This is a genomic window from Ruegeria sp. BHSB196, assembly GCF_059613135.1.
Genome location: NZ_JBXWRY010000013.1, coordinates 39,050 through 51,374 on the forward strand (window position 1 = coordinate 39,050; position 12,325 = coordinate 51,374).

The following is a 12,325-nucleotide window of genomic DNA, read 5'->3' on the forward strand; positions in this document are numbered from 1 at the left end:
AAAATCACTTTTTCATGTCCGACAGTTTGTCGATGCGCCGTTCGATCTTCTCCAGCCGTTCCAGCACCTCGTCGCGATAGGCATCGGTCTTGACTTCATCCTCGGCGTGGTGTGCGTCCTGCATCGAGTTGACGATCAGACCGACCAAAAGGTTCACCACCGCAAAGGTCGTCACCATGATGAAAGGCACGAAGAACATCCACGCATAGGGATAGACTTCCATCACCGGGCGAACGATGCCCATCGACCAGCTTTCCAGAGTCATGATCTGAAACAACGTGTAGGCCGACAGGCCCAGATCGCCGAACCAGTCTGGGAAAGAACTTGCGAACAGTTTCGTGGAGATGACGGCGCCGATATAGAAGATAATCGTCATCAACAAGAACACGCTGCCCATGCCCGGCAGCGCCTGAATGAACCCTTCGACGACGCGGCGCAGACGCGGCGCGACCGAAATCACCCGCAGAACCCGCAGAATTCGCAGGGCACGCAGAACCGACAGACCCTGCCCGCCAGGGATCAGGGCGATTCCGACGATCACGAAGTCAAAGATGTTCCAGCCGCTCAGAAAGTACCGGCGGCCACGCGCCGCCAGCTTCATCGAAATCTCGGCAACGAAGATCGCAAGGCAAAGACCATCGAGAAACAGGATGATCGAGCCGAAGCGTTCCATCAGGGCCGGCGCAGTTTCCATGCCCAGAAGAACGGCGTTGAAAAGGATCACCCCGGTGATGAACCGGCCGAAAACCGGCGCATCCACAACGGCGCCCAGTTGCTGCCGGAATCCCGAAATGGTGCTGCTCTCGCTGCTCATGTTCCCGTTTTCTCCAGTTTGAATGAGGCCGCAAGCTCGACATGTGTTGACCATCTGAATTGGTCAACGACCTGTACCCATTCAAGATCATAGCCCGCGTCAACCAGCTTTTTGGCGTCCCGTGCGAAGGTCACGGGGTTGCAGGAGACATAGGCCAGGACCGGCAGGCGCGCGCGGGCCAACTCCGCCACCTGCGCTTCGGCCCCGGCGCGCGGTGGGTCCAGGACCGCCGCATCGAACCGGGCCAATTCGTCCGGCATCAATGGTCGGCGGAACAGGTCGCGCACCTCGGCGGTTAGGAGCTTCAGGCCCCTGCTCTGACGCCATGCCCGATCCAGCGCCTGCGTCATCGCGACCTCGCCCTCGACCGCATGAACCTCGGCTTTCTCCGCCAGCGGCAAGGAAAACGTGCCGCACCCCGCGAACAGGTCCACGACGCGCCGCGCGTCCATTACCCCCTCTTGCACCGCGCACAGCAGGGCCAGTTCCCCGTCGCGAGTCGCCTGCAGGAACGCGCCTGGCGGAGGAACGACCCGCGCGCGCCCAAACCGCAGAAACGGCTCGGCGCGCATCGCGATGGTCTCGCCCTCCCAGGACAGCCGCGCCAGCCCGTGCGCTTCCGCCGCTTGCGCAAGCGCCAGTTCCAGCGGCCCGTCCAACGGCTTGCCGCCTTTGACCGCCACATCCAACCCCGCCTCGGTCAGCGTCAGGGTGACGGCCAGAACGCCCTTGCGGCTGCCCCCAAGAACCGCCAGCGCCTCGGCCAAGGGCATGGCAGCGATCAGGGTCGGGTCGAGCAGGCGGCATTCGGGGATTGCCGTGATGGTCTCCGAAGCGCGGCCATGGAATCCCGCCAGGGCGCCCTTCTTGGTGCGCCGCACCGCGATCACCGCACGCCGGCGCGACCGTTCCGGCGAAACGTGGATAGGGCGCATCGGCGCTTTCAAGCCCTGTGACGCAAGCGCGTTTTCGACCACCGAGACTTTCCAATCCGCCACGAAGGCGTCAGAAGCATGTTGCAGTTGGCAGCCACCGCAAGATTTGTAGTGCGGACAGGGCGGTCTGACGCGATGCGCCGATGGCGTTTCGATCCGCACCTCGCGCAGCGCGTTGCCATCCAATACGCCGCTGACCACCTCTCCGGGCAGCGTTCGAGGGGCAAAGATCGGCCCCGAGGCGATTCCGTCCCCTTGGTGGCCGAGCCTGAGAATGGTGTGTTCCCGTCGCATGAGCGGCCTGATACCGGGGCCGGGCAAAGGACGAAAGCCTTATTCCGCCGCCTCGGTCCGGATGAAACCGCCGGACTGGCGATGCCAGAACTGGGCGTACAGCCCGCCCTTGGCCAAAAGGGCTTCGTGTGTCCCGTTCTCGACGATCCGTCCGTCGTCCAAGACGATGATTCGATCCATCTCGCCGAGAGTGGAAAGGCGGTGGGCGATCGCGAGCACGGTCTTTCCCTCCATCACGCGGTGCAGGGCAGCCTGAATCGACGCCTCGACCTCGGAGTCCAATGCGCTGGTCGCCTCGTCCAGAACCAGGATCGGCGCATCCTTGAGAATGGCGCGGGCCAAAGCGATCCGCTGGCGCTGGCCGCCGCTGAGCTTCACGCCGCGCTCTCCGAGATGGGCATCGTAGCCGCGTCGCCCCCTGGCGTCCTCCAACCCCAGGATGAACTCGTGCGCCTCGGCCTTCCGGGCCGCCGCGATCACCTCGGCTTCGCTGGCGTCCGGGCGGCCATAAAGGATGTTGTCGCGTGCGGATCGGTTGAACATCGCGGTTTCCTGCGTGACCATGCCGATCTGACGCCGCAGGCTGTCCTGCGTGACTTTCGCCACGTCCTGACCGTCGATCCGGATCGTGCCGCTTTCTCTGTCATAGAGCCGCAGCAGCAGCGACACGAGCGTCGATTTCCCAGCGCCGGACGCCCCCACGATCCCGAGCTTTTCGCCGGGCGCGACGATCAGCGATAGCCCCTGAACGCCGCCCGCTTCCCGGCCATAGGCAAAGGTCACGTTGTCGAACGCGATCCGCCCGCCCGTCACCTTCAGTTCCCTGGCATCGTGCGCGTCCTCGACCCGCTTGCGCTGGGCCAGCGTCCTCATCCCGTTTTCGACTTCGCCGATATTGGCGTACATGGTCATCAGCGTGAAACTGACCCATCCCGTCATCTGGGCGATGCGGATGGATACCGTTCCCGCCGCCACGATGTCGCCCGCGCTGGCCTTGCCGGACTGCCACAGCAGCAAGGTGACGCCCAGCAGCAGGACCGGCAAGACCCCGGCCAGAGTCATCAGGATGAACCGGAAACTTGCCGACAGGCTCCCGAATTCCAGGGATCTTTCGCGCAGTTCCTCCATCGCGTCGCGCGCAGCCATGTCTTCGTGTTCGGCATGGGCGAACAGCTTGACCGTCTTGATGTTGGTGATCGTGTCGACGATCTGGCCCGTCACCGTCGCCCGCGCGCCCGCCCTTGCCCCGGATCTTTTCCGGATTCGCGGCAGGTACCAGCGGATCAGCGCGAAATATACCGTCAACCACAGCGCAAAGGGCAGCATCGCCAGCGGGTGGATCGACCCTAACAACGCCAGCGAGCCGACCAATGAGGCCAGGGCGAAGACGATCGCGCTGATGGTTTCCGACACGACCATGGTCAGCGCATTCGAGGTCTGCATCTGTTTCTGTGCGATGCGCCCGGCAAAATCGTCATCGAAATAGGTCACCGACTGGCCCAGCGTCCAGCGGTTCAGCTTGGACAGGACCAGAGGTGGAATGTTCGGCATCACGATGTAGTTGTTCGAAACCGATGACAGCCCGAACAGGATCGGACGCAACAGCATGAAGAACGCCACGGCGCCCAGGATCATCCACAGGTTTTCGGACGACAGGAAGCGCTCAGGTCCGCTGGCCGTCGCGACATCGATGACGCGCCCGAGTATCCACGCCGTTCCCGCCTCCATCGCGCCGGCGGTGGCCGAAAAGAATGCGGCGACGAACAGCATCGGCCAGGCCCCCGTCAGGCACCAGCGAATGAACGCCCACAGCGTTCGCGGCGGCGGCGTTTGGACGGTGCGAAAGGGGTGGATCAGATCGGCAACCCTCATTCCGCGGCCTCGGGGTTCAGGAAACCGCCCGACTGCCGCGCCCAGAACTGCGCATAGAGCCCGCCATGCGCCAGCAGCTCGGCATGGGCACCCTGTTCGACGATGCGTCCCCGGTCCAGAACCAGGATCCTGTCCATCTGGGCAATGGTGCTGAGCCTGTGCGCGATCGCGATCACTGTCTTGCCCTGCATCATGCCGTACAACGTATCCTGGATGGCCGCCTCGACTTCGGAATCTAGCGCGGAAGTCGCCTCGTCCAACAGCAGAATCGGCGCGTCCTTGAGGATCACGCGCGCCAGAGCCACCCGTTGACGTTGCCCACCGCTCAGTTTGACGCCACGTTCGCCCACATGCGCGTCATAACCGCGGCGGCCTTGCGGATCTTCGAGATCGAGAATGAACTCATGCGCTTCGGCCTGCTTGGCTGCGGCAATCATCTGATCCTCGGTCGCATCCGGCCGGCCGTAAAGGATGTTGTCGCGCACCGAACGGTGCAGCAGCGCGCTGTCCTGCTGCACCATGCCGATATTGCGCCGCAGGCTTTCCTGCGTGACCTTCGAGATGTCCTGACCGTCGATCAGAACCGAGCCGTGATCGGCGTCGTAGAACCGCAAGAGAAGCTTGACCAGGGTCGATTTGCCGGCGCCCGACCGGCCGATCAGGCCGATCTTTTCTCCGGGCTCTATGGTCAGGTTGATCCGGTCCAGCCCGCCCGCTTCGCGGCCGTAGTGATGCGACAGGCCACGCAGCTCGATCCGGCCTTCGGTCAGCTTCAGCGGTTTGGCGTCCGGCGCGTCCACCAGCGCGATGGGCTGCGCAATGGTTTCCATCCCCTCGGCAACGACACCGAGTTGGCGAAAGAAGCTGGTCAAGGCCCACATGATCCAGCCGGTCATGGCATTGAGTCTGAGCGTCAAAGCCGAAGCTGCCGCGACCACCCCTGCAGATGCCTGCCCCTGCATCCAGAGCAGGATCGCCCAACCGACGACGCCGACGATGAGAAGACCGTTCAGCGTAACCAGCACCGCATCCATGATCGTGAAGATCCGCATCTCGACCTGGAAGGTGCGGCGCGTTTCCTCGATGGCCTCGCGGGCATAGTCCAGTTCGTGATCGTCATGCGCGAACATCTTGACCGAGTGAATGTTGGTATAGCTGTCCACGACACGCCCGGTCACGGTCGAGCGCGCGTCCGACGCCGCCTGCGACGCGGGTCCGACCCGTTGAACCGTCCAGCGGACAAGGAACCCGTACAGTACGAACCAGACCAGCAGCGGCAACATCAGCCGTACATCCGCCGCCATCAGCAGGATCGCCGCCCCGATCAGATAGGCCAGGGAATACGAGATCGCGTCGAAGACCTGAAAGATCACTTCGCCCGCTGCCGGCGGCGTCTGCATGATCCGGTTGGCGATCCGCCCGGCAAAGTCGTTCTCGAACCAGCCGACGGACTGCCGCAGCACGTGCTTGTGCGCCCGCCAACGGATCAGCGTACCGAAATTCGGCAGGATCGCGTTGTTCAGCAGCAGCACATCCACGACGTGCAGCAATGGACGGAACAGCAGGATGAAGGCCCCGACCAGCAAGAGTTCGGTTCCATGCGCCTCCCACACCTCTGCGGGCGAGCCGGCCATCATGTCCACGATGCGGCCCATGTAGTAGATCAAAAGGATCTCGACGGCCGCCACCACCACCGACAGCAACGCGGTCCAGATGAACACCCGGCGAAAGGGCTGGGCATATTCCCTCAGGAACGGCCAGAGGCGCGTCGGTGGCGTGTCGTCCTCGGGATAGGCGACAAAGGGGTCAACGAGGTTTTCGAAATAGCGAAACATGGGCGGTGCTCCAACCGAGCGAAAAGAGTCAGAAATGCGAAAAAGGCAGTGCCGGAACACCACCCGCACGGGGCCGGTCGTTCCGGATTCAGCCGAACCAGATCCCGTAATACATTCGCATCCCTCCGTCCATGTGACAGGCGCACCCTAGCCGGAAAGATGCCGGCCTGTCACCCCCTTTGCGGATCACCCGATTTCGGACAGCAGTTCCGCTCGGCTGAGAGAGAAATCCGAGGCGATCCACTGCGCCTCCAAGTCCGCCAACTTGGCGCCAAGCGCCGGGCCTGAATAGGTCGGCATGAGATCCCGCGCAGTGATCGGAAAACGCGCCTTGGCGCCCTTTGAAACGGCATCTCCGACAGTGTTGGACCATGGCCGATCCAGAAAGGCACAGCGCAACAAGGCGGCGTTCATGCCATCATCGGCGCCGTGCCGGTACCCCAGTTCCGCTTCGCCGGCTGAGCCGGTCGCGGCATCAAGCAACCGTGTCAGGCGCTGCATCTGGGTGCGGCTCAGGCGCAACGTCGATACCTCGGCCCGCGGTCCCAGGGCCGCCAGCCTGCGGATCGGGTCGGGCACCACTCCAGCCTGCGCTTCGAGCGCGACCAACGGCGCCAGCGCCCGATCGTCCGCACCCGGCAGGATCTGAGCCAAGACGCCGGTCGAACGCATGGCCGCAACCGACGGGGCCGGATCGGGCGCGGCGAGCAGTTTCAACAGCTCGCCCCCCACCCGCTCGCGTGAAAGGCGCGACAAGCCATCCAGATTCGACGCGATGGCGGACAGCGCATCGGCATCAAAGCCCAAGGCGGCATCGCCATACCAGGCATGAAACCGGAAATAGCGCAGGGACCGCAGGTAATCTTCTCGAATGCGATCCTCAGCCTCGCCGATGAAGCGGACGCGCCGCGCCTCGAGATCCGGAAGCCCGTTCAGCGGGTCGAGGATCGTTCCATCCGGGCGCGCGTAGAGCGCGTTCATCGTGAAATCGCGCCGCGCGGCATCTTCCTCGACCGTGTCGGCATAGGCCACGACGGCTCGGCGGCCATCCGTTTCGACGTCGCGGCGAAAGGTCGTGACTTCGTGCGGTACGCCGCCGCTGATCACCGTGACCGTGCCGTGGTCGATGCCGGTCGGGACCGCCTTGAGCCCTGCTGCCCTGGCCAGTTCGACCACCCTTTCGGGGCGCGCGTCGGTGGCGATGTCGATGTCCGCAACCTGCGCACCCAGCAAGGCGTTGCGCACGCAACCTCCGACGAACAGGGCCTGCGCACCAGCCCTGGTGAGCGCCTCGCAAACAGCCTGGGTCGCCGGATCGCTGACCCAGGCGTCGGTTATCCGTGTCATTCCCTCATCCGTGCCGCAAGCCCGCGCAGCATCCGGGCCGTCGCACCCCAAATATAGAAGGGACCGAACGGAATGGTGAAATAGTACCGCCTCTGCCCCCGCCACTGTCTGGATTGTACAAGGTAGTTTTCCGGGTTCAACACATGGTCCAACGGAACCGCAAACACCTCGTCGACCTCGCCCGGTTCGGGGACCGGATCGAAGTCCTTCTCCAACACCGCGACGACGGGCGTGACCAAAAAGGAGGTCACGGTTTCATGCGCCGGCAAATGCCCCAGCACCCGGACGTGGCCCGGCGGCAATCCGATTTCCTCCTGCGCTTCGCGCAGGGCGGCCGAGGTCACGTCCGCGTCGCCCTCGTCCTTCTTGCCGCCGGGAAATGCGATCTGGCCGGGGTGATGCTTCAGCGCCGACGACCGTTTCGTCAGGATCACGCGGGGCGCGTCGCGGGCCAGCGAGATTGCTACAAGGACACCTGCCGGGCGCAACCTGCGCCCCGGCGGCAGCACCGCATCCGGATTGAGGTCAAAATCGCTCGACCCGTTTCCGGGGCGGTTCAACGCCGCCAACAGCTCGGCGACCGGATCACGCACCGTCCTGGGGATCCGCATCGAACCCGACCGAGTTCGGGTCGAGCACGTAATGCGCGCCGCAGAACTGGCAGTCGGCGGTCACGGTGCCTTCGGGCGTGGTCATCTTTTCGATGTCCTGGGCCGAATAGATCGACAGGCTCTGCCGCACGCGGTCTTCCGAGCAGGTACAGCCGAACTCCACCGGCTGGGCGTCATAGACGCGCGGCTGCTCTTCGTGAAACAGGCGCACCAGAAGTTCGGTGGGCTGCACCGACGGTCCGATAAGCTCCAGATCCTCGACCGTGTCGAGCAGGATGTTGACCCGGCCCCAGTTCTCGCCTTCTTCGCCGTCCACGAGATCCCGCGCGGTGAGGATTTCCCCGGTGCCCTCGCCCGTGGCCACGAAAGGGGATGCTTTCGGCATGTGTTGCAGCATGATGCCGCCCGCGCGCCAGTGTTCCCCGACGCCGGGTTCGGTGGACTTGCCGAAGCTCAGCGAAAACCGGGTCGGCAACTGCTCGGACTGGGCGAAATAGGCTTCGGCACAGGAACTGAGTGACTCTCCCGCCAGCGGCGTGATGCCCTGATAGGGCTGCGTCCCCTTGCCCTGGTCGATCAGAATGGCGAAATACCCCTCACCGACCTGATCGAACGGTGCGCCGTCGGTCAGCCGCTCGCGATCGAAACTGGCATAGGCGCGGATCTGGGCCGGTTCGCCTTCGGTCCTCGGCGCAAAATAGTCAGTCGCGATCATCCGCACCGCACCCTTGGACTGCACCTGCAGCGACAGCTTCCAGCGCAGGGCGATCGTCTGGCCGATCAGCGCGGTCAGCAATGCCATCTCGGCCACCAGCGCCTCGACCGGCCTTGGATAGTCGTGTTGCTTGAGGATTCCTTCGAGCACGCCGTCCAGCCGGGCCACGCGCCCGCGCATGTCCGACACGTCAAGCTGAAAGGGCAGGACAACGTCGTCCCACGCGATTTTCGTTCCAAGAGACATGGGGTTTCCTTAAACGCCACGGGTTGGCATACCGCCACCATATAGGTCGAACTGAAGTCGTTGAAAGGGGCCATACATGATCCGACGTTTCGGTGAAACCCCCGAACCGGGCCGGACATACACGCGCCGCGTCGGCGTCTATGCCCTGCTGCCGAAGGGCCCTCACCTGCTGCTCACCCGTCAGCTCGATCCCGGCCCGGAACTGCAGCTTCCGGGTGGCGGCATAGACCCTGGAGAGTCTCCGGTCACGGCCCTGCACCGCGAGGTTTTCGAGGAAACCGGGTGGCTGATCGCCGCGCCACGCCGCGTCGGCGCCTTTCGCCGGTTCGCCTACATGCCGGAATACGATCTGTGGGCGGAAAAGATCTGCCTGATCTACCGCGCCCGCCCCACACGCCGGATCGGTCCCCCGACCGAACCCCTGCACGAGGCGTTGTGGATGGAGGCCAGACGGGCCGCCGACCAGCTCGGCAACGCTGGCGACCGGCACTTTGCCCGCCTCCACACGCACCGGGCGCAAGCCTGTTGAGATGTCGTCGCCCCCGGTTGAGCGGTTCAGGCAGATGCTGAAACGATGCCGGCGGCCCTTCCTGCCGGTCGCCCCGCTTGCGAGATGTAACGGCACGCGATACTCTTTCCTCAGGCCGGTCGAGGCGGCCACCCGGTCCGTGGAAAGCTGTCATCGGCGCCTCGCAGAGAATGCATGAAAACCACATCGGTTTCTCAGCCCGAATAAGCGGACCGTCGGGCAGCGGAGGGAAGACCGATGACCAAATCACTCGACCAGCTGCGCCGTGACGCCAAGGCCCTGGGCAAAGCCCTGACCGCGGGCGATGAAGGTGCGAAACTGCGCGTCCAAGGCATAGTTCCAACGCCCAGAAACGGGGTCTACAAACACGCCGACTGTCTGCATGTCATCGCGCGCGAGACGGGATATGCTTCTTGGCCCGCACTGAAGCTGGCCGTTGAAACGCAAGGCATGGACCGCGCGCAGAAACAGGGGCGGCTGCGCTGGGCGCTTTACAACGGCTCGCCGGAAACGGTTGCGCACCTGCTTGCGGAAGACCCGGATCTTGCAGAGGGACAGGTTCCTCTGCTCGTTGCGCTGTACGAGGTCGATGCGATGCGCAGGATTCTGGCTCAGGATCCGAGCGTCGCGACGCGCGAGTATCCGCCACGGCGCCCGATGTGCCATCTGGCCTTTTCGAAACACATCAAGGCCGCGCCCGAAAAAAGAGATGACATGCTGGCCATGGCGGAATTGCTGGTGGCGCACGGCGCCGACGTGAATGACAGTTTTGCGTTCGACCCAGAAGGGGAGCATCGTCTGTCCGCGCTCTACGGGGCCATAGGCCATGCCGACAATATGCCATTGGCCAGATGGTTGTTGGACCATGGCGCGGATCCTGACGACAACGAATCCCTCTACCATTCCACCGAACTCGGCCATACCGAGGGCCTTCGGTTGTTGCTGGAGCATGGCGCAAATCCACGTGGCACGAACGCGTTGCCGCGGGCAATTGATTTCGACAGCACGGACGCCGTTCGCCTGTTGCTCGAACACGGCGCGGACCCGAATGAAGGCATCGCGCCGCACCCGTCGGGCGAACCATCGTTGGTGATCCCGGCCCTGCATCAGGCGGCCCGACGCTTGGCTTCGGGCGAAATCGCCCGGCTGTTGCTGGACCACGGCGCGAACCCAAACGCCGTCAGCCGCGGTCACACGCCCTATGCCTTTGCCCGCATCTTCGGAAACCGCGAGGTGGCGGCAGTTCTGGAACAGGCGGGCGCGTCCACGCAGCTTTCGCCGACAGAGGCGCAGCTTGCACGTGCAGCGGACGGCGACCCCAAACCGGGTGACCGGATAGACATGGATGACCTGTCGGAAGAGATGAAATACCTTCTGTGCCGCCTCGTCTGGCGCGAAGGCACCCTGCCGCACATGCAGCGCCTGGTCGAGATCGGGTTCGACCCCAACCTGGCCGACGAAATGGGCATGCCGCCGCTCCACCTTGCCGGCTGGGAGGGGATGTCCGATGTCATGTCGTATTTTCTGGACCAGAACCCGGACCTCGATCACACGAACGCCTATGGCGGCACACTGCTGTCGACCATCATCCACGGGTCGGAAAACTGCCCGCAAAGAGCGCGCCGCGATCACATTGAATGCGCGCGCATGGCGCTTGAAAAGGGCGTGGCGCTGCCCAGAAAGGCCCCGCGTTTTGCAACGGCGCCCGAGATGTCCGCCTTTCTTGCCGACTGGGCGGACTCGCATCCCGAACAGGTTGTGGAACATGGGGTGGTCTGAAACCACAAACTGCTGAGAAGCAATCAGCGGCTGGGGAAGATGCGGCATGTGTGTCGCCCTGCACAAATGGACAAGTGTGGCCGTGGGTGCCAGACTGCCCCGATGAGACGACTATTTGATACCGGGCTGCTTGCGACCGTGGCGCTTGCGATCGGCGTCGGTGCGCCGGTGGCTCGGGTCGGCGATTGCTCGGTCGATGCGATGCTGGTTTTCGACGGCTCGGCTTCGATGGACGAAATCAGTCTGGAGACCGGCCCCAATACCCGTATCGTCGAAGCGCGGCAGGCGATCCGGCGCGCGATGCCTGGAATCGCGCGTTTCCGGCGCGTCGGGTTGCTGATCTATGGCCCCGGGCCCGAAGGCGCCTGCCAGAACCTCGACCTGCGCTTCGGCCCGCTTGCCGATGCTGCGGGTCCGGTCATTGACGCCGTCGAGGCTCTCAGACCCGATGGCCTGACACCGCTGACCGAAGCCGTCCGGCAGGCGGCAGAGGCATTGGACTATCGCAACAGCGCGGGCGTCGTGGTGCTTGTCACCGACGGCAACGAGACCTGTGGCGGCCGACCCTGCGCAATGGCGCAGGCGCTGAACGCTACGGCCCGAGACCTGACAATCCACGTGATCGGCTTCCGTGCCGTGGTTGACTTTTTCGCCTGGAACAATCCCGAACAGGATCCGCGAGACACGACCACCGTGGCGCGGTGCCTTTCGGACGAGACCGGCGGGTTGTATGTTTCGACCGAGACGGTGGAAGAGCTGGTGGCGGCCCTGCAACGCACGTTGGGGTGTCCGGTGATCGGGTGATTTTTTCTGCCCGCGGTTCTTCCTGGAACGCACTGCCCGGAGCTTTGTACAGCCGTGTCCGTTGTCGAGATCCCGCGCTTCGCGCAACGCCTGTGTCGCAAGGTTGCCCGTTCCGTCAAGGATCCTTTTTGCCATGCGTACGCTCCCCCCTCCTTAATGGTCTTCCCGACCATCGCGGAGGCTTTGTCCACCCTGTCCGGTTCGGGCGCGTCGGGCGCGCTTATGTCGTTGACGCTAAGTGCCCCCGTTCGCGAGGCTGCCAAACGGCTGTTTTCTTTTGGGATTTTGGGTGCGGGAGCAGGATTTGGCCTTTGTCGAACGACCTCAATCCAGGACCGAAAATAGAGAGCTACTTAAAAAAAGCCGTGTGCAACGCGCAGTATGTTCGCAGCTCAAAAAAGTTCGCTGCATTGATCTGATCCTTGCAATTTGCAGTGTTCCAACTTCGGCCCTAGCGGTCGCTCCAATGCAAAACACGGACGTTGCGATGCGGCCCGCCGACTTGGGCATTCGCTGCAGCTGGGAAACGAAAACAACCATGAAT

10 protein-coding genes are annotated in these 12,325 nt (G+C 63.7%); 3 read left to right on the forward strand and 7 right to left on the reverse strand.

What is annotated here, in order from left to right; genetic code table 11:
* Window positions 1–4: 4 nt before the first annotated feature.
* The 7 genes from AC2FNJ_RS09175 to hslO all read right to left on the reverse strand — a co-directional run bounded on the left by AC2FNJ_RS09175 (window position 5) and on the right by hslO (window position 8,669).
* Complete coding sequence (locus AC2FNJ_RS09175) at window positions 5–814, reverse strand: ion transporter (protein WP_496763924.1); 810 nt, start codon at window positions 812–814, stop codon at window positions 5–7.
* Window positions 811–2,043, reverse strand: coding sequence for a class I SAM-dependent RNA methyltransferase (locus tag AC2FNJ_RS09180; protein ID WP_496763925.1), 1,233 nt, complete (start codon window positions 2,041–2,043; stop codon window positions 811–813). The genes AC2FNJ_RS09175 and AC2FNJ_RS09180 overlap by 4 nt, the downstream gene beginning before the upstream one ends.
* Window positions 2,044–2,082: 39 nt before the next feature.
* Window positions 2,083–3,915, reverse strand: a complete 1,833-nt coding sequence (locus AC2FNJ_RS09185) for an ABC transporter ATP-binding protein (protein WP_496763926.1) — start codon at window positions 3,913–3,915, stop codon at window positions 2,083–2,085.
* Entirely contained in the window at window positions 3,912–5,750 is a 1,839-nt protein-coding gene (locus AC2FNJ_RS09190) for an ABC transporter ATP-binding protein (protein ID WP_496763927.1), read from the reverse strand. Before AC2FNJ_RS09190 ends, AC2FNJ_RS09185 begins: the two co-directional genes overlap by 4 nt.
* A 186-nt stretch (window positions 5,751–5,936) precedes the next feature.
* Window positions 5,937–7,097 (reverse strand): CCA tRNA nucleotidyltransferase, encoded by a 1,161-nt coding sequence (locus tag AC2FNJ_RS09195; RefSeq protein ID WP_496763928.1) that lies wholly within the window; start codon window positions 7,095–7,097, stop codon window positions 5,937–5,939.
* Complete coding sequence (locus AC2FNJ_RS09200) at window positions 7,094–7,708, reverse strand: CoA pyrophosphatase (RefSeq protein WP_496763929.1); 615 nt, start codon at window positions 7,706–7,708, stop codon at window positions 7,094–7,096. The genes AC2FNJ_RS09195 and AC2FNJ_RS09200 overlap by 4 nt, the downstream gene beginning before the upstream one ends.
* Window positions 7,683–8,669 carry an Hsp33 family molecular chaperone HslO gene (gene hslO, locus AC2FNJ_RS09205; RefSeq protein ID WP_496763930.1) on the reverse strand — a complete coding sequence of 329 codons (987 nt, stop codon included), beginning with the start codon at window positions 8,667–8,669 and terminating at the stop codon, window positions 7,683–7,685. The genes AC2FNJ_RS09200 and hslO overlap by 26 nt, the downstream gene beginning before the upstream one ends.
* A 76-nt stretch (window positions 8,670–8,745) precedes the next feature.
* On the opposite strand from hslO, the gene AC2FNJ_RS09210 reads away from it, so the two are divergent.
* From AC2FNJ_RS09210 to AC2FNJ_RS09220, 3 genes are all read left to right on the forward strand, one after another.
* Window positions 8,746–9,198, forward strand: coding sequence for an NUDIX hydrolase (locus tag AC2FNJ_RS09210; protein ID WP_496763931.1), 453 nt, complete (start codon window positions 8,746–8,748; stop codon window positions 9,196–9,198).
* Window positions 9,199–9,435: 237 nt separating this feature from the next.
* A complete protein-coding gene (locus AC2FNJ_RS09215; protein WP_496763932.1) occupies window positions 9,436–10,977 on the forward strand; it encodes an ankyrin repeat domain-containing protein in 1,542 nt (513 codons plus the stop codon).
* Window positions 10,978–11,079: 102 nt separating this feature from the next.
* Entirely contained in the window at window positions 11,080–11,781 is a 702-nt protein-coding gene (locus AC2FNJ_RS09220) for a vWA domain-containing protein (protein WP_496763933.1), read from the forward strand.
* The last annotated feature ends 544 nt before the right edge of the window (window positions 11,782–12,325 follow it).